Origin of the sequence: Actinacidiphila acididurans, from assembly GCF_016918855.1 — a bacterium.
Taxonomy (GTDB): Bacteria; Actinomycetota; Actinomycetes; order Streptomycetales; family Streptomycetaceae; genus Actinacidiphila; species Actinacidiphila acididurans.
Genome location: NZ_JADKYB010000007.1, coordinates 312,813 through 330,391 on the forward strand (window position 1 = coordinate 312,813; position 17,579 = coordinate 330,391).

General features: G+C 73.0%; 14 protein-coding genes. 5 read left to right on the plus strand and 9 right to left on the minus strand.

Translation table 11 applies throughout. From position 1 onward, the window contains the following. Window positions 1-337: 337 nt before the first annotated feature. Window positions 338-1,009 carry a M15 family metallopeptidase gene (locus tag ITX44_RS15735; protein WP_236060641.1) on the plus strand — a complete coding sequence of 224 codons (672 nt, stop codon included), beginning with the start codon at window positions 338-340 and terminating at the stop codon, window positions 1,007-1,009. Window positions 1,010-1,019: 10 nt separating this feature from the next. Here ITX44_RS15735 and ITX44_RS15740 read toward each other — a convergent pair whose 3' ends face one another. Then, complete coding sequence (locus ITX44_RS15740; RefSeq protein ID WP_205357833.1) at window positions 1,020-1,532, minus strand: protein-tyrosine phosphatase family protein; 513 nt, start codon at window positions 1,530-1,532, stop codon at window positions 1,020-1,022. Between the two features lie 72 nt (window positions 1,533-1,604). On the opposite strand from ITX44_RS15740, the gene ITX44_RS15745 reads away from it, so the two are divergent. Further along, the gene (locus ITX44_RS15745) at window positions 1,605-2,336 is read left to right on the plus strand and encodes a class I SAM-dependent methyltransferase (protein WP_205357834.1); all 732 of its coding nucleotides are present in this window, start codon (window positions 1,605-1,607) and stop codon (window positions 2,334-2,336) included. Window positions 2,337-2,360: 24 nt separating this feature from the next. Here the strand turns inward: ITX44_RS15745 and ITX44_RS15750 are convergent, their stop codons facing one another. Next, window positions 2,361-5,387 carry an ATP-binding protein gene (locus ITX44_RS15750; protein WP_205357835.1) on the minus strand — a complete coding sequence of 1,009 codons (3,027 nt, stop codon included), beginning with the start codon at window positions 5,385-5,387 and terminating at the stop codon, window positions 2,361-2,363. 132 nt (window positions 5,388-5,519) lie between these two features. Then, window positions 5,520-8,741: a discoidin domain-containing protein gene (locus tag ITX44_RS15755; RefSeq protein ID WP_307795291.1), complete on the minus strand. Its 3,222-nt coding sequence runs from the start codon at window positions 8,739-8,741 to the stop codon at window positions 5,520-5,522. Between the two features lie 471 nt (window positions 8,742-9,212). On the opposite strand from ITX44_RS15755, the gene ITX44_RS15760 reads away from it, so the two are divergent. Continuing rightward, complete coding sequence (locus ITX44_RS15760) at window positions 9,213-10,559, plus strand: serine hydrolase domain-containing protein (protein ID WP_236060729.1); 1,347 nt, start codon at window positions 9,213-9,215, stop codon at window positions 10,557-10,559. Here ITX44_RS15760 and ITX44_RS15765 read toward each other — a convergent pair. The 5 genes from ITX44_RS15765 to ITX44_RS15785 form a co-directional block, all read right to left on the minus strand. Next, window positions 10,498-12,039 (minus strand): DHA2 family efflux MFS transporter permease subunit, encoded by a 1,542-nt coding sequence (locus tag ITX44_RS15765; protein ID WP_205357838.1) that lies wholly within the window; start codon window positions 12,037-12,039, stop codon window positions 10,498-10,500. The two genes, ITX44_RS15760 and ITX44_RS15765, sit on opposite strands and share 62 nt — an antisense overlap. Window positions 12,040-12,227: 188 nt before the next feature. Further along, the gene (locus tag ITX44_RS15770) at window positions 12,228-12,731 is read right to left on the minus strand and encodes a MarR family winged helix-turn-helix transcriptional regulator (protein ID WP_205357839.1); all 504 of its coding nucleotides are present in this window, start codon (window positions 12,729-12,731) and stop codon (window positions 12,228-12,230) included. Between the two features lie 223 nt (window positions 12,732-12,954). Beyond that, entirely contained in the window at window positions 12,955-13,461 is a 507-nt protein-coding gene (locus ITX44_RS15775; RefSeq protein WP_205357840.1) for an NUDIX domain-containing protein, read from the minus strand. A gap of 155 nt (window positions 13,462-13,616) precedes the next feature. After that, complete coding sequence (locus ITX44_RS15780; RefSeq protein ID WP_205357841.1) at window positions 13,617-14,813, minus strand: cystathionine gamma-lyase; 1,197 nt, start codon at window positions 14,811-14,813, stop codon at window positions 13,617-13,619. Next, on the minus strand, window positions 14,810-15,187 hold the full coding sequence (locus ITX44_RS15785; RefSeq protein WP_205357842.1) for a phage holin family protein: 378 nt from the start codon (window positions 15,185-15,187) through the stop codon (window positions 14,810-14,812). The genes ITX44_RS15780 and ITX44_RS15785 overlap by 4 nt, the downstream gene beginning before the upstream one ends. A gap of 143 nt (window positions 15,188-15,330) precedes the next feature. Between ITX44_RS15785 and ITX44_RS15790 the strand changes: the two genes are divergently transcribed. Both ITX44_RS15790 and ITX44_RS15795 read left to right on the plus strand, forming a co-directional pair. Further along, a complete protein-coding gene (locus ITX44_RS15790; RefSeq protein ID WP_205357843.1) occupies window positions 15,331-15,648 on the plus strand; it encodes a cupin domain-containing protein in 318 nt (105 codons plus the stop codon). Window positions 15,649-15,793: 145 nt separating this feature from the next. After that, on the plus strand, window positions 15,794-16,012 hold the full coding sequence (locus ITX44_RS15795) for a DUF5326 family protein (RefSeq protein ID WP_205357844.1): 219 nt from the start codon (window positions 15,794-15,796) through the stop codon (window positions 16,010-16,012). A gap of 51 nt (window positions 16,013-16,063) precedes the next feature. Here ITX44_RS15795 and ITX44_RS15800 read toward each other — a convergent pair whose 3' ends face one another. Then, window positions 16,064-17,497 (minus strand): YibE/F family protein, encoded by a 1,434-nt coding sequence (locus ITX44_RS15800; RefSeq protein WP_205357845.1) that lies wholly within the window; start codon window positions 17,495-17,497, stop codon window positions 16,064-16,066. Between the last annotated feature and the right edge of the window lie 82 nt (window positions 17,498-17,579).

The following is a 17,579-nucleotide window of genomic DNA, read 5'->3' on the forward strand; positions in this document are numbered from 1 at the left end:
CCGCACCACTCCCATCGCCCACCCGGCCGGCCGTGCGCTTCCTCAGCATGTAGGGGCCGTACGGGATCCGGGGATGCACAACGGGGCAGCGACCGGTGCAGAGAACGGGTGCCCGTCAGGGAAATCGGGCCATCGTCGACGCGTGATGACGTGCATGCGGTGCTACTGGGACAAGGAAGACATCGGGTTCTACGTCGAGGTCGACGCCGACAGCGAGGTGACGCGCACGATCGAGGCACCTCTCACGGCGCCGGCACGATCACGGCACGTCTCACGGCGCCGGCCCGATCACAGAGGTCCCGCACGAGGCCCAGCCGGCAAGCGCGATGATCGCCGCATGAGAAATGAGATCGTCCTGATGTCCGATCCCGAGGTCGCCGCCGTGCCGGTCGACGAATGCGGTGAACGGCTGGTGGATGTACGGGAGGGCGGCCGGTTGCTGGTCGACGAGCGGAAGTGGCACGACGAGGCCGGCGCCTTCGCGCACCTGCGGGAGAGGGTGCTCGAGCGCATCGTCGAGGCGCAGGAACTGCTGCCGGCGGGCATGCGACTGCTGTACGTCGAGGGGTATCGGCCGCCCGACCTGCAACGACGCTACTTCGAGGAGTACGCCGCCCAACTGCGGGCCGAGCATCCGGAATGGACCGCCGAACAGATCCGGTCGGCGGCCAGCCGCTACGTGTCTCCGCCCGAGATCGCACCGCACAGCGCCGGAGCGGCCGTCGATCTGACGCTCGCCGACGACGACGGACACGAGCTCGACATGGGCACCCGTATGAACGCGACCCCGGAGGAGAGCGCGGGCGCCTGCTACACCGGGGCCGACACCATCACCCCCGAGGCACGCGCCCGACGGGACGTCCTCGGGGGTGTACTCACGGCCGCCGGGCTGGTCAATTACCCGACGGAGTGGTGGCACTGGTCGTACGGTGACCGCTACTGGGCCCTGACAACGGGGGCGGCGGCAGCCCGGTACGGGCCCAAGAGCCTGGACCGACCCGCCCATTGAGACGACGTGCTCAGGCCGGCGCGTCCAGGTCGCTGAGCAGGTAGGCGATGTCGAGGCCGGTGGTGAGGTAGTCGACGAAGATCTCGTTGTTGAGGGCCCAGGGGGAGCGGCGGGCGCGGATCAGGCTGATGGCGGAGGGCGCGTCGTGGCCGAGGGCGATGAGGGTCTGGGCGGCGACCAGGCCGGAGCGGTTGTAGCCGGAGTGGCAGCGGACGAGGACGGTACGGCCGGCGCGGACGACGTGGGTCGCGACGTCGGAAGCCTGCTGGACGCAGCGGATCTGCGCGGCGGTCAGCGGGCCGTCCGGGATCTCGGCGACCAGGTGGTCGACCGTGGGGTGCGGGCCGTGGCCGGGGGCCGTGAACAGGCTGATGACCAGGTCGAATCGGGTGCCCACCACGGCGGGCTGGAGCTCACCCGTACGGTCGGTCCAGTAGTGTCCGCCCATCCACAGCCCCGGCCGGATCTCGTTCCAGGGCTCCTGCGGGCCGGGCATGTCGCGGTCTTTCTGCCGTGTCCTCACCTGGCCTCCTCCGAGAGGTCAACGGCGGGCGGGGGGCTGGCGGTTCCGCGCACAGGGTAAGAGCCTGGCCCCATGGTTGACGAAGTATTTCGGCACCCCCGGCTGGCCCCGCTCTACGACACGCTCGATCCGGACCGCAGCGACCTCGACGCGTATGTGCGGGTCGCGGAGGAGGTCGGGGCCCGGCGGGTACTGGACATCGGGTGCGGGACCGGGGTGTTCGCGCTGATGCTGGCCGACCGCGGGGCCGAGGTCGTCGGGATCGACCCGGCGCAGGCGTCGATCGAGGTGGCGCGGGCCAAGCCGGGGGCCGAGCGGGTGCGGTGGATCCACGGGGACGGGACCACGCTGCCGCCGCTTCAGGCCGACCTGGTGACCATGACGGCGAACGTGGCCCAGCACATCGCGGAGCCGAGGGCCTGGGCCGGGACGCTGCGGGGCGCGTACGAGGCGCTGCGGCCCGGCGGACACCTGGTGTTCGAGACCCGGGACCCGGCCGGGCGCGCCTGGGAGGAGTGGAATCGGGACGCCACCCGTGAGGTGACCGACATCCCGGGCGTGGGCGCCGTGGAGAGCTGGGTGGACCTGATCGAGGTCGACGGTCCGCTGGTGACGTTCCGCGGGACGTACGTGTTCGCCGCCGACGGGCAGGCGCTCACCTCGGAGTCCACCCTGCGGTTCCGGGAGCGGCAGGAGGTCGAGGCGGACCTGGCCGCGTGCGGATACCTGCTCACGGACGTACGCGACGCCCCCGACCGGCCGGGCCGGGAGTTCGTCTTCCTGGCCCGGCGGCCGACGGCGTAACGGCATGCCTGGGAAAGCCGCAGCTCACCGGTCCGGTACGGAGCCCCCGCGCGCCCCCGCCATCAGCCCGGCCGATCCGGCGGCCAGCTTCGCGGCCTGGGCCGACCACGGCGCGGCCTGAAGCCGGACGAAGGCGGCCCGGGCGGCGGCCAGGTGCGGGACCGCATCGCGGACACGGTGCCGGTGGTGCAGCCAGCGGGCCCGGCTGAGTTCGGTACGGGCCCGGTCGAAGGGGCGGGGATCGGCAGCGTGGAGTTCGAGGGCGGTACGAAAATACGTCTCCGCCTCCGCGTCCGTGACCGCGACCAGCGCGCGGCAACGGGCGAGCAGCGCCTCGGCGGCGGGCAGGTTCAGCCGGAGCGCCCAGGCGGACACCCGCCGGGTGAGTTCGCGCGCCTCCGGGGTGTGGCCGAGCGCGACCAGGGCCTCGATCAGGTCCGGCAGGCCGCGGCTGAACGGCGGGTCGAAGCGGGCCGGGGCGGGAGCGGCGATGTCGAGCCGGGCCAGCGCCGCATCGAGGTGGCCCGCCCCCAGGTCGAGCACGGTCAGCGCCCAGTGCGCCCAGGTGGTGCCCGCGCGCCCGAAACCGGGGGTGCCGCCGAGCGCCTCCGCGGCCAGCACCCGGCAGCCGGTCCGGTCACCGCCGACCGCCGCGAGATACGCCAGCACCCCGCACACGTGCCGGGCCCAGCGGTCCTGGCCGGTGTCACGGGCCAAGTCCAGCGCCTCCCGCCCGCTCGCCCCGGCCCGCGCGTGTTCGCCGAGCAGCACCTCCGCGGTGGCCCGCAGCGCCAGCGCGACGGTCAGCAGGCCGAGCCGCCCGTCCGCCCGGGCCTCCTCGGCGACGGCCGACGCCACGTCCCGTGTTTCCCGCTCGTGCCCGGTCACGAGCCCCGCCCCCAGGATCAGCGCCACCTCGTCCGGCGCCCCTACGCCCCCCTCGCGCGCCCCCGCCACCGCCTCGGCCAGCGGCGGAAGCCCACCCGGAGGCAGCGGCCGACCCAGCGGCAGCGCGACCAGCCCACCCAGCAGCCCCCCCACCGGCACCAACGGATCCCCGTCCGGCAACCGCGCTGCGTCCAGCCCGTCCGCCGTCACCGCCAGCATCCCGACGTCCCCCGCGGCCCACGCCGCCTCCACCGCACCCAGCCGCATCCGCAGCTCCAGCCCCGGATCGGTGCCCCCGATCCCCCGCGCCCCCTCGATGAGCAGGGCGTGTGCCTTGCCCGGCCGGCCCTGCGCGAACTCTTCGGCAGCCCGCACCCGCGCGGCCCGAGCCCGCAGCTGGGCCGTCCCGGGCAGCGCACCGGCTCCGCCGGCCGGGTCCGCGAGAATGGCCTCCGCCTGCTCGGCGGCCGCTTGGGCCCGGGCGCCGGGGGTACGGGGGCCGGCTGTTCCGGGCTGCAAGCCCGCACCGCCGGCTTGGCCTGCGGGAGCCGCGTCCGTCTGCCCGGCTGCAGTTCGTGCGCTGTGCCGGCCCGCTGCTTCGGGCAGCGGGTTCGTGCCGGACCCGGGGTCCGTGAGCACCCCTTCTGCTCGCGCGGTCTCTGCCCGCGGGGCATCGGAGGCCCGCCGATCGGCCCCACCGGGCCGGAGGTTCGTACCGGTTGCCCGGGCCGCGGACGCCTCCTCCGCCGCCCCCGCCCGCTCCACAGGTACGGTCCCGCCCCAGCATTCCGCGGCCGGCACCAGCCGCCGCGCCCGCACGGCCGGTTCGGTGCTGAGCCGGGCGGCCTCCTCGTACGCCCGGGCCGCCGCTTCCCGGCCGCCCCGCCGCAGTGCCCGCCGGGCCGTACGCTCGAGCTCCTGCGCGACCGTCTCGTCCGCCTCGTCCGGACCGGGCGCCGCCCACGCGAGCTGCCAGGCTCGCCGGTCCGCGCACCCGGGGCGACCCTTCAAAACGGTGGCCAGCGCGGCATGCGCGGCTCGCCGCTCGTCGGGCGACGCCGTCCGCAGTACGGCGACGGCCACGAGCGGGTGCCGGAGAGCCCCGTCATCCCTGGTCAGGCCACCGGCCAGGGCAAGCGCTCCGGGCGCCGCACCGGCCTCGCGTACGACGGCCATGTCCCCCGTTCCCTCGGCCGCGGCCAGCAGCAGTGCGCGCCGGGTCGGTGCGGGCAGCTCCCGTATCCGGGCGGCGAACGTACGGATCAGCCGGTCGGAGAGCGGGCCGCCGTCGGCTCCCGGAGGCAGTTCCAGCAGGGCCAGCGGGTTGCCGCCCGACCCGGCCAGCAGGCGTTGCCGTGCGGGTTCGGGCAGGTCGCGGCGGCGGGCGGAGAGGAGGGCGGACGCGGCGGTCGGGGTCAGGCCGGTCAGGGGGAGGGTGCGCAGGCGGGGGGCGGGGAGGGGGTCGGCGGGGTCGTCGTCCATGGCGAGGATCAGGGCGACCGGGTCGGCGGACAGGCGGCGGCCGGCGAGGACCAGTGCCTCGGCGGAGGCCTCGTCCAGCCAGTGGGCGTCGTCCACCAGGCACAACAGGGGGCAGGGCGAGCGGCGCGCGGCCTCGGCGAGCAGGGACCGTACCGCCGGGCCGACCAGGAACCGGCGGTCGGGGTCGGCGAGCACACCGTCGAAGGAGTCGTCGCAGTGGCCGTCGTCCGTGGTGTCCGCGTCGGCGCCGCCGTCCGCAAGGCCCAGCGCCTCCCGCAGCGCCCCCCGCTCCGGCTGCGGGAGGTGGTCCACCAGGTCGAAGAGGGGCCGCAGCAGCCGGATCAGGCCCGCGTAGGGGAGGACGGTCTCGGCCGGGACGCAGGCACAGCGCAGGACGGGGCCCGGGCCGGCGCCCACATCGCCGGAGCCGGAGCCGGAGTCCGAGCCCACGTCGTCGGTGCCGGTGCCGGAGCCGGAGTCCGAGCCCACGTCGTCGGTGCCGGAGCCGGAGTCCGTGCCGGAACCCGCCCCGGAGAGGGCTGTCGCCGCCCAGTCCAGGAGGGCGGTCCGGCCGGTGCCGGGTTCGCCGCGCAGGACGAGGGCCGTGCCGCTCCCGTCGGCCGCGGCCCGTACCACCTCACGCAGCACCCGCTGTTCGCTGTCCCTGCCGTGCAGCCGCATGATGCTGATCATATCGATTCGCCCACTTTCGTACCGTATGACCGGATGGCTGGACCTCGCTGGCACGGGGACGCCCCCGGACCGGCGAGCGGTCCGGGGGCGTCCCTTTGGTTCAGGGAGCAGGAGCGGTTCTCAGGTGGTCGTCCACACGAAGGTGGCCGAGCCGGTCGCGCCCGACGTGTTCCGGGCGGTGACCGTCACCGTCCAGGTGCCCTTCGCGCCGGCCGAGCCACTGAACGTGCCGGTCGAGCCGAGCGTGATGCCCGGCGGCAGGCCGGTCGCGGAGTAGCTGGTGCCGGCCGCGCTCTTCGGGTCGAAGACCCAGTTCACGGCCTGGTGCGCCGGGCTGCTCATGCCGTGCGGGTTGGGCACGGACAGGGTCGCGGCCTGGGTCGACGTCGTGGCGGTCGCGGCCTTCGGCCCGGCACCGGCGGCGACGGCGCCGTTGACGGTGGTCGGGACGCTGAGCGTGCCGGACACCGGGAGGTTGCGCGAGGAGTCGCCGACCAGGATCTGGTAGCTGCCCGCCGCGGTGGTCCAGGTGTTGCCGCTGGTGTTCCAGTACGCCAGGTCGTGCGTGCTGACCGTGAAGGTGAGCGTCTGCGCCTGGCCCGGGTTCAGGGTCACCCGCTGGAAGCCGCGCAGCTGGTGCACCGGCTCACCGGTGGACGCCGGGTCGCCCACGTAGAGCTGAGCGACGTCCGTACCGGCCCGCGACCCGGTGTTGGTCACCGTGACATGCACGGTCGCGGTGTTCCCGTTCAGCGCCCCGACCTGGAGGTTGGAGAAGCCGAACGTGGTGTACGACAAGCCGTAGCCGAACGGGAAGAGCGGCTGGATGTTTTGCGCGTCGTACCACCGGTAGCCGACCTTCAGGCCCTCGCTGTACTGGACCTGACCGTTGGTGCCCGGCCACTGCGCCGCGGTGTTCGCCGGCACGTCCGCGAGGGACTTCGGGAAGGTGACGGGCAGCTTGCCGGACGGGTTGACGTCGCCGAAGATCAGCGCCGCCATCGCCGTGCCGATCTGCTGGCCCGGGTAGAAGCCCTCGAAGACGCCCGCGACCTGGTTCAGCCACGGCATGTTGGTCGCCGAGTTGGTGTTGAGCACCACGATCGTGTGCGGGTTGGCCGCCGCGACCTGGGCGATCATGTCGTTCTGGGCGACCGAGCTGCCGCCGTTGTTGGGCAGGTCGAGGGTCGTGGTGTCGTGCTCCTCGTTGCCGTAGTTGTCGCTGGCGAACACGATCGCGACATCGGAGCTGCGGGCGAGGGTGACCGCCGACGCCAGGTTGGTGGCGTCGTTGTACGTCACGGTGGTGCCGGTGCCCGCTACCCGGTTCTGGATGCCGGTGATCGGCCAGACCGTGCCGGGGCTGGTGACGGTGGCGCTGCCGCCGCCGATGGTCTGCACGCCGGCGCCGCCGTCCCAGCCGATCACCGCGATCGAGTGGGTGGTGGAGGTGGACAGCGGCAGGATGCCGTTGTTCTTCAGCAGGACCGCGCCCTCTTCGGCGCCCTGGAGGGCGACCTGGGCGTGCGCCGCGGTGGTGACGGTCGCGTCCCGGTTGCCGCTGGGCGCCTTGTCGAACAGGCCGAACGCGAAGAACTGGGTGAGCAGCCGGCTCACCATCGTGTCCAGCGTGGCCTGGCTGACCGTGCCCTGGGCGACGGCCTGGGCGAGGAAGTCGGCGTAGAAGTAGCCGTTGGGCATCTCCACGGTCAGGCCCGCGTTCGCGGAGTCCGCGGTGGAGTGGGTGCCGCCCCAGTCGCTGGTGATGAAGCCGCCGAAGCCCGCCTGCTGGTAGAGGCCGACGTTCATCAGCGCCGGGTTCTGGCAGGCCGGCACGTTGTTGACGATGCTGTACGCGCACATCGCCGCGGCCGGCGAGCCCTGCTGGACGGCGGCCTGGAAGGCCGGCAGGTAGATCTCCTGCAGCGTCCGCTGGTCGACGATGACCGTGCCGGCCGGGTTCTCGATGTTGTAGACGGCCACGTGCTTCATCTCGGCCATGACGCCCTGGCTCTGGATGCCCTTGATGTCGGCGGTGGCCATCTGCCCGTTGAGGTACGGGTCCTCGCTGAAGGTCTCGAAGGACCGGCCCCAGCGCGGGTCACGGACGATGTTCAGCGTCGGGCCGAGCGCGACCTGCACGCCCTTGCCGGCGAACTCCGCGCCGATGGCGGAGCCGTACTGCTGCTCCAGCGCGGTGTCCCAGGTGGCGGCCGACGCGTTCGCGGACGGCATCTGGGTGACGCCGCCGAGGCCGTCACCGACGCCGTGCGGACCGTCCTGGAGGCCGATGTTGGGGATGCACAGCGACGGGATGCCGGTGATGTTGCCGATGTACGGCGAGGAGTTGTTGTTGCCGTGCAGGATCGACACCTTCTGCGCGTTGGTCATCTGCGCCATGACCTGCGAGACACGGGTGGCGATGGGCTGGGTGGAGCCGACCCACGGGCAGTTGCCGTTGCCCCCGCTGGGCGGGGTGGTGGCGCCCCCGGGGGTCAGGATGGTGAACTCCCACAGCGAGTAGCCCCACTGAGTGGCGCGCTGGGTGCCGTACATCCGCACGTAGCGGCCGGTGGCGTTGAAGGTGAGGTTCTCCACGCCACCGGGGCCGGTGGTGGTGGAGTACGCGGTGTTCCACGTGGAACCGTCGTTCGACACCTGGATCTGGTACGCCGTCGCGTACGCCGTCTCCCAGTTGAGCTGGGCGCCGCAGATGCTCTGGGAGCTGCCCAGGTCGACCTGGACCCACTGCGGGTCGGAGGCGGCGCTGGACCAGCGGGTGCCGGTGTTGCCGTCGAAGGCAGCCGAGGCGGGGGTGCCGGCGTTCTCCGTGGAGGAGGCGGTGGCCGGCCTGCCCAGGGCGGCGGTGGTGTTGCCGCAGGTGGGGGGCGGGGTGCTGCCGCCGGAACCGCCGTACACCTGGAACTCCCACAGTGAGTAGCCCCATTGGGTGGCGCGGGCGGTGCCGTACATCCGCACATAGCGGCCGGTGCCGGTGACGTTCAGGTTCTGCACACCGCCGGTGCCGGACGTAGTGGAATAAATGCTGTTCCACGTGGAACCGTCGCTCGACACCTGGATCTGGAAGGCCGTGGCGTAGGCGGTCTCCCAGTTGAGGGTGACCTGCGTGATCGACTGGCTCGAGCCGAGGTCGACCTGGAGCCACTGCGGGTCACTGGCCAGGCTGGACCAGCGGGTGCCGGTGTCGCCGTCCACCGCCGCACTGGCCGTGAACGCGTCCTGCACCGAGGACGCGGTGGCGGGCTTGCCCTGGGAGAGCAGTGTGGGGGTCGCGGCGTGCGAGGCGGCGGGCAGGATCGCCAGGAAGATCGAGGCGACCATGGCCAGCGTCAGCAGGACCGCTGTCTGGGGGGAGGGTCGGAAACGTTTACGGGATAGGGAGAGCTGGGAGAGCCCCATCGGGGTGCCCCTCATGTGTGCTCCTACGTGTCGGATTCGGCTCGTTGCGTGGGGGATGAACCGGTGCGCTCCCGGCCGGTCGTGTTGGCGTGGGGTGAAGGAACGAATCAGTACTGAGAGCGCTCTCTGACCGAAGCGATGTCTACGCCTGGCCGGGTGGGGTGTCAACCGTTCCGGCAGGTACGGGGGTTGGGGTTTCGGCATGGTGGCGCCGAGAGGCGATGGCCCGGGCGGATTATCGTGACGACGACGGGCCGGCCGGCCCGTCCCCGCACGGCAGAGAGGTTTCGACGAGTGACAGTTGATCCCGCGTTCCCGCCCGGCCCCGGCAAGATCCGGCCCGGCGACGTCGCCGCGACAGACGTCAACTCGGCAGGGCCGCGCGCACACGACCTGCTGCCTGGCACCCGCCGGGCACTGCTGCACCGGATCGCCGTCGGACAGACCGAGGGCAGGGCGCCGTCGCTGGTCGGGGCGGTGGTGCGCGACGGGCGCCTGGTGTGGTTCGGGTCGCGCAGCATGATCGAGGGACATGCGCCGGACACCGACACCCAGTACCGGATCGGCTCGATCACCAAGACGTTCGTGGCCGTGCTGGTGATGCGGCTGCGGGACGAGGGACGGCTGGAACTGACCGATCCGGTGGGCCGGCACCTGCCCGACGCCGGACCGGCGGCCGGCCTCACGGTCGGTCAACTGCTCGCGCACACCTCCGGGCTGGCCGCCGAGACGCCGGGCCCCTGGTGGGAGCGAACTCCCGGTGAGCTGCGGCCGGAACTGGCCGACGTGCTGGGCGACGCCCCGGCCAAGCACCCGGCGGGCAGTCGGCACCACTACTCCAACCCCGGATACGCCCTGCTGGGCGCGCTGGTGGAGCGGCTGCGGGGGATGCCGTGGGGCGAGGCACTGCGCGCGGAGGTGCTGGAGCCGCTGGGGATGACCCGCACCACCCTGCTGCCGCAGCAGCCGGCGGCCGGCGGTTTCGCCGTGCACCCGTGGGCGGACGTGATGGTGCCCGAGGCCGTCCAGGAAACCGGACGCATGGCGCCGGCCGGGCAGTTGTGGTCGACCGCCGCGGACCTCGCCCGGTGGGCGGCGTTCCTGGCGGCCGGGGACGACCGGGTGCTGGGTACGGAGACGGTGGCGGCGATGCGCGCGCCGGCCGCACCCGCCGACGCCACCGACCCCGACGGCGGGTACGGGCTCGGGGTGCAGCTGACGCGCCGCGGTGACCGGATGCTGGCCGGGCACACCGGGTCGATGCCCGGCTTCCTGGCCGCGCTGTGGGTGAGCGTGCCCGACGGGGTCGGCGCACTGGTGCTGGCCAACTGCACCTCCGGGCCGCGGGTGGGGGCAATCGCCGCCGACCTGCTGACCATCACCGCCGACGCCGAGCCCGCCCTTCCCGCGCCCTGGCGCCCGGCCGGCGCGCTCGACCCGGCACTGCTGGACCTGGCAGGGCCCTGGTACTGGGGCACGAACGCGTTCGGGCTGCGGGTCCGGGCCTCCGGGGAGTTGGACCTCGCGCCGCTGAGCGGCAACGGGCGCGGATCACGGTTCCACGTGGAACCCGACGGCACCTGGACCGGCCTGGAGGGCTACTACGCGGGCGAGACGCTGCGGGTGGTGCGCCGGCCGGACGGCTCGGTCAGCCATCTCGACCTCGGCTCGTTCGTCTTCACGCGTCAGCCCTACGATCCGCAGGCCCCGGTGCCGGGCGGCTTCCCGGGCTGGCACTGACCGCTGCCATGCCGCCCGCCGGCTTCGGCCGGGCCCCGGTACGGCCGGCGGGCGCGCGCAGCAGCACCGCCGCGGCGAGCGTCGCGGCACCGAGCAGGCCCGCGGCCGTGCCGAACGCCAGGTGATAACCGCTGGTCAGCGCGGCGGCCGGGGCTCGCCCCGCGGCGAGCAGGTGGTCGGTGCGGGCGGTGGCGAGCGCTGCCAGGACGGCCAGGCCGAGCGCGCCGCCGATCTGCTGGGCGGTGGTGAACACTCCGGAGAGCAGCCCGGAGTCCTCCGGGGTGGCCTGCGCCATGCCGAGCGTCATCACGGCGGGCATCGCCAGGCCGAAGGACATGCCGAACAGCAGGAAGGCGGGCAGCACGTCGGTGGCGTAATCGGCGTGCGCGGACGGTGCCCGGGCCAGCAGCAGGAAGCCGGCGCCGAACAGGGCCAGGCTCGGCAGCAGCACCGCGCGCTCCCCGAAGCGGGCGCCGAGCCGCGCGGACAGCCCCAGTGACATCACCCCGATGACCGCGCCGACCGGCGCCATGGCCAGGCCGATCTCCAGCGGGTCCCAGCCGAGCACCCGCTGCATGTACAAGGCGGTCAGGAACTGGAAGCCGAAGCCGCCGGCGACCATCAGGACCTGGACGAGACCCGCGCCGGCGACGGTCCGGGACCGGAGGAGCCGCAGCGGCACCAGGGGGCGGGCGGCACGCGACTGCCGGACCAGAAACGCGGCGAGGAGCCCCGCGGCCAGGGCGCCGTATCCGGCGGTGTGCGCGCAGGCCCAGCCGTGGCCGGTGGTGGTCACGATGGCGTAGACGCCGAGCATCAGGGCGGTGGTGACCAGCAGCGCGCCGGGGATGTCGGCGCCGCGCGCGGACGTACGGGCGGCCGGCCGGTCGTCTGGCAGCAGCCGCAGGCTGAGCAGGGCCGCGGCGGCGCCGATCGGGAGGTTGACGAAGAAGATCCAGTGCCAGGTCAGGCTCTGGGTGAGGACGCCGCCGGCCAGCAGGCCGAGGGTGCCGCCGGCGGACTGGGTGAAGCTGTAAACGCCCATCGCCCGGGCCCGGCCGCGCGGGTCGGGATACAGCGCGACGACCATGGCGAGGCTCACCGCCGAGACCATCGCGCCGGCCGCGCCCTGCACGAAGCGGGCCGCGATCAGCACGCCGCCGCTCCCGGCCAGCCCGCAGGCCAGGGACGCGGCGGTGAACGCGGTGAGCCCCGCCACCAGGACGCGGCGCCGCCCGAGCAGGTCGCCCAGCCGGCCGGACAGCAGCAGGAGACCGGCGAAGGCGATGAGGTAGGCGTTCACCACCCAGGCCAGGCCCGACTGGGAAAAGCCCAGGTCACGCTGGATGGACGGCAGTGCGACGTTAACGATCGTGCCGTCCAGGATGATCATCAGAGTGCCGGCACTGAGCAGTGCGAGGGCGGCGCCGGAGGACTGGCCGGCGCTGCTCGGGGAGGAGGTGCGGGAACGCGGACGCATGAGGTCGCCTCCTGGCGAGGGCGGGAGGGGATGCCAGAAGTGACCGTAGCAGATGGTTTTGTTGAAGACTATCTATGACGGGAGTGTGCTGGTGGCATGGCTGTGTTCGGGGCGTACGGGACGGCGTCGGCTGACCGCGCAAGCCGATCGCCGGATGACTGACCGCGCCGGCTGACCGCGGACGGGTGTCAGGCCCGCGACTGGCGGGGCCGGCGGGCGCCCGAGGTGCCCTCCGGGGACTCGGTGGGGACGGCCAGATGACCGGTGACCAGCCGGTTCAGCGCGGAGAGGAAGACGGCGCGCTCGTCCTGCGGCAGCGCGTCGAGCACGTCCTGGTGCACCCGGTCGACGATGGCCTGGCCCTCCGCCGCCACCCGGTCCCCCTCCGAGGTGACCTTGATGATCCGGGCCCGGCGGTCGGTCGCCGACGGCACCCGCTCGGCGAGCCCGGCCCGCTCCAGGTGGTCGACGGTCACCACCATCGTGGTCTTGTCCAGGTCGGCGAGGTCCGCGAGTTGGGCCTGGGTGCGGTCGGCCTGCCGGGCGTGCGCGAGGACGCAGTGCGCGCGTGGCGACATGCCGATCTCGGCGAGGGCCGCCGTCATCCGCGTGGTCAGCACGTGCGCGGTGTGCTGGAGCAGGTAGGACAGATCGGCGGTCGCGCGGGGCGCGGGAGCGGTCTCGGCGGTCATGCGTCGAGACTAGCAAGATAGGTTTCTTACGGGATCATCTGCCGGCGGACCTATCTGTCGACGGACCGGTTTGCCAGCGGACCGATCTGCCGGCGGACGTATTTTTCGGCACACGCTCGACGCCTCGCCGCGCTCGGGCTCGAACCAGGCCGGTGACAGCGAGTGCTCGCCGGTCACGACGAGTGTTCCACGTGGAACATCGCGTGTTCCACGGGAGACGTCCTCAGTCCAGGTCGGGGCCGAGCAGCCCGAGGATGCCCTCGATGTTCGCGTCCAGGTAGTGCCGCAGGGTCAGCGGGACGATGTCCACCGAGGCGATGCCCATGCGGCTGAACGGCACCCGCACCACCTCGTACTCGCCGTCCGGCGCGTCGATCTCGGGGCCGTGCCGCAGCGACAGGTCCATCGACTCCAGCCGGCAGGCGAAGAAGTACTGCACTTTCACGCCGTGCTCGCCGTCGCCCGTGATGTGCTCCACGGTGTCCACGAAAGCCGGCACCACATCGGTGACCTTGGCGCCGAGTTCCTCGTCCACCTCGCGGTGGAGGGCGGCCATCACGCCGGCGTCGTCGTCCTCCACCCCGCCCCCGGGGGTGATCCAGTACGGGGCCAGGCCCGGCTTGGTGCGCTTGATCAGGATGAGCTTGCCGCCGTCGTCGAGCAGGATGGCCCGGGCCGTGCGTTTGACCACCGGGCGGGTGGCGGGACTTGAGGGAATGTCCGGAGGCATGCCAGACATCTGCCGCGGGGCGGCCGGGGACAAACGTGGCCGGGACGGCGAATCGGAGCACGCGGATCCGCTGGTCCGCGCCCGCTCCGACCCGTGCGCGCCGCCCGTGTCCCGCCCCGGCTCGCTCGTGTCCGCCGCCCTCCGGTCCCGCCCGCTCACGCGTCCCCGGCCCCCGTTTGCCCCTGCTCACGCGATTCGTCCAGCGCCCGCAGCACATCGGCGACGATGTCGGCCGCGTCCTCGACGCCCACCGAGAAACGGATGAAGCCCGGCGGCACCGCGTCGCCGCCCCACCGGCCGCGCCGCTCGGCCGTGCTCTGGATGCTGCCGAAACTCGTCGCCTCGGCCGTGATCCGCAGGGCCGCCAGGAAGCGCTCGGCGTACGCCTGGTCGGGCAGGGTGAAGGACACCACGCTGCCGAAGCGCCGCATCTGGCGGACCGCCACCGGATGCGCGGGGTCGCCGGGCAGCGCGGGATGCCGTACGTCCGTCACCTCGGGCCGGTCCAGCAGTGCCCGGGCCAGCGCGACGGCGTTGTCCGCCTGCCGGTCCACCCGCAGCGCCAGCGTCGCCAGCGAGCGGTGGGCCAGCCAGGCCTCCATCGGCCCGGGGATGGCGCCGACCGTCTTGCGCCACAGCCGTACGCTCGCGGCCAGTTCCGGATCGCGGGTGGCGACGTAGCCGAGCAGCAGGTCGCCGTGGCCGGTCAGCGCCTTGGTGCCGCTGGCCAGCGAGAAGTCCGCGCCCAGGGCCAACGGGCGCTGCCCGAGCGGGGTGGCCAGCGTGTTGTCCACCGCGACCAGCGCGCCGGCCGCGTGCGCCGCGTCGGCCAGCCGCCGGATGTCGCACACGTCCAGGCCCGGGTTCGACGGAGTCTCCAGCCACAGCAGCCGGGCGCCCTCCAGCGCCGCGAGTTGCCCGTCGCCGGCCGTCGGCGCCAGGCGTACGGCGACCCCGTACGACTCCAGGCGCGCCTGGAGCGAGCGCGTCGCCTGGTAGCTGTCCGACGGCAGCACCACCGTCTGCCCGGCCCGGACCTGCGACAGCAGCACCGCCGCGATCGCGCCCATCCCGGAGGCGAACGCCAGCGTGGTCACCGCCGGGTCGTCCGGCGCCTCCAGCTCGCCGATGGCCCGCTCCAGGTGGGTCCAGGTCGGGTTCTCGTCGCGGCCGTACGTGTACGGGCCGGCCGCCTCGCCCGGCAGGTGGTAGTGCGAGACGAAGACCGGGCCGGGCAGCGACGGCGTGTACGGCTCGGCCGGCGGGCGGCCGGCGTGCACGCTGCGGGTGCTGTCGCCCGGGGTGGGGTCCGGGCCCGGGGCCGGGGTCGGGTCCGGGGTGGCGGCGCTCACTCGTCGTCCGGGAGTACGACGTGCAGCGCCCAGGACACGATGCTGACGATCAAGGCGCCGACCACGGCCGTCCAGAAGCCGTGCACGTGGAAGTCCAGGCTGAGCTTGCCGGCCAGCCACGAGGTGAGCAGCAGCATCAGGGCGTTCACCACCAGGGTGATCAGCCCGAGGGTGAGGATGAACAGCGGGAAGGACAGGACCTTCACCACCGGCTTGACCAGCCAGTTCACGACGCCGAAGACCAGAGCGACGAGGATGAGCGTGAGGATTTTGTGCGCGGTGGAGCCGCCGGACAGGGTGATGTCCTTGATCAGCCATATGGCCACCCCGAGGGCACCGGCGTTCGCCAGGGTCTTGACGACGAAATTTCTCATGGTGGGATCGTCGCAGACCTGGTCAGCAGGGCAAGAGACGAGACGGAACCGTAGCGGGACTGCGGCTCGGGGGACCCGGGGAACCCTGGGAGCCCGACGAAGCCGCGGAACCCGGGGATCCCCAGGAAGAGGAGGAGCGGACGATGAAGGTGTTCCGGCTGGACGACCTGGACGCGGAACGCGCCGCGAACCAGGGGGCCTACCTGCGTTTCCTGCGCGAGCGCCACATGTCCGCGGGGCTGTACGCGCTCAAGGCCGGTGACACCGATCCGCAAGCGCCGCACGCGCAGGACGAGATCTACGTCGTGATCAGCGGGCGCGCGGCGCTCACCGTCGGTGAGGAGACCACGACCGTGGCCCGCGGCAGCGTGGCGTACGTCCCGGCCGGCACCCCGCACCGCTTCCATCACATCAGCGAGGACCTCAGGGTCATGGTGGTCTTTTCACCGCCGGAGCCCTAAGGGAAGCTTCAGGGTCGGATCCGGCGCCGGGGCCGTCCGCACGGGACCCCGGTGGCCCTACAGTCGAAGTACCGGCGGAAGACCGTACGGGAGCGCACCGGGACGGACCCGGGAACGCGTCGCGGCGAAGGAGAGTTCTACCGACATGGAGAAGCTGCTCAGAGGCCTGCCCTGGTGGGTCAAGTGGATCGGCATCCCGGTCATCGCGCTGGTGATCTTCGGCAGCCTGGTGGCGAGCCTGATCAGCCTGGTGGTGGGCCTGCTGTTCAAGGTGCTCGTCTTCGTGATCCTGGTCGGCGCGCTGGTGTTCGTCGTGAAGCGCGTCACGTCGTCCGGCTCGTCCGGCAACAAGCGCGACTGGTGACGGCCGGCGGGCGCCTCCCCGCGCCCGTGCGCCACCGGCCCTACCGTCCCCTCATTTGCGGTGGCGGCGGTGTCCCGCCGGTACCGCGCTCCCCTGGCCCGCCGCGGCCCCGGCCGTCACAGGCGCCGGCCGGTCCGCGCTGACGACCAGCGCGGCCAGCGCCGTGGTCAGCGGCACCGACGCGACCAGGCCGATGCTGCCGACGAGCGTACGGACGATCTCCTCCGCCACCAACTCGCTGCTCGCCACCTGCCCGATGCCGCTCTGGGCGATCGAGAACAGCAGCAGCAGCGGAAGCGCGGCCCCCGCGTACGCCATGACCAGCGTGTTCACCACCGAGGCGATGTGGTCGCGGCCGATCCGCATGCCGGCGGCGTACAGCTTGCGCCGACTCGTCAGGGGGTCGGCGGCCTTGAGCTCCCACACCGCGGCGACCTGGGTGACCGTCACGTCGTCCAGCACCCCGAGCGAGCCGATGATCACCCCGGCGAGCAGGACGCCCTTGATCTGGATGTCCGGGTAGAGGGTGTGGATCAGGCCGGTCTCGTCCGAGGTGTTGCCGGTCAGGTGGCACCAGGAGATGAAGACCGAGCCCAGGAAGCCGATCAGCAGCAGGCAGCACAGCGTGCCGAGCACGGCCACCGAGGTACGGGCGTTCAGGCCGTGGCACATGTACAGCGCCGCGAGCATGATCGCGCTGCTGCCCACCACCGCGACCAGCAGCGGGTTGTCGCCGTGCAGGATCGCGGGCAGGACGAACAGCGTCAGCACCCCGAACGACACCACCAGTGCGACCAGCGCCATCAGCCCACGCATCCGCCCGATCAGGACCACCGCGACCGCGAAGATCCCGGCCAGCAGTTCCATCGGGAAACCGCGGTCCACGTCGCTGACCGAGTAGCGCATGCCGGGCGGCGCGTTGGGGGCGTACGCCAGGACCAGACCCTCGCCCTGCGTGTACCGGCGGGTCTGGTCGGGCTGGACGATCTCGGTGAAGGTGGTGCCCTGGTCCGGGCCGGAGGTGACCGCGATCGTCGCCTTCTGGCAGGCGTCGCTTGCGGCCTTCGAACTCGCCGAACTCCCCTGACCGTCACTGCCGCCGGTTGTGGCGGTGTCCGGGGCGAGCGAGGTGCTGTCGGGGGCCGCGCCCGCCGCCTTGCACGAGACGTCCACCAACCTCGCCACCATGCCGGCGCGGGTCTGCTGGTCGAAGCCGAGGCCGCTGCGGGCGTGATGGGGGGCGCCGCCCGGCCACAGCAGGACCAGTCCCGCGACCACCGCCGCGGCGAAGGGGATCAGGACCGCCGCGATCACCTTGCGCAGGTGGCGCGAGACGGGCGGGACCGGGCCGTGCGCGTGGGTGTGGCTGTGGCCGTGACCGCCTCCGGGGCCGGCGCTGTGGCCCTGAGCCTGCGCCTGGACCGGCGGGTGGCCAGAGGAGTGCCCCTGGCCGGGGAGGTGCGGGTGCGCACGGGGGGAGTCCACCGCCCGATCATCGCAAGGGACCTGGTGTGCGCAAGTGTCCAGCCGCTACCGTTGGCGTCACCTTTGCACAAACGCGGGAGCT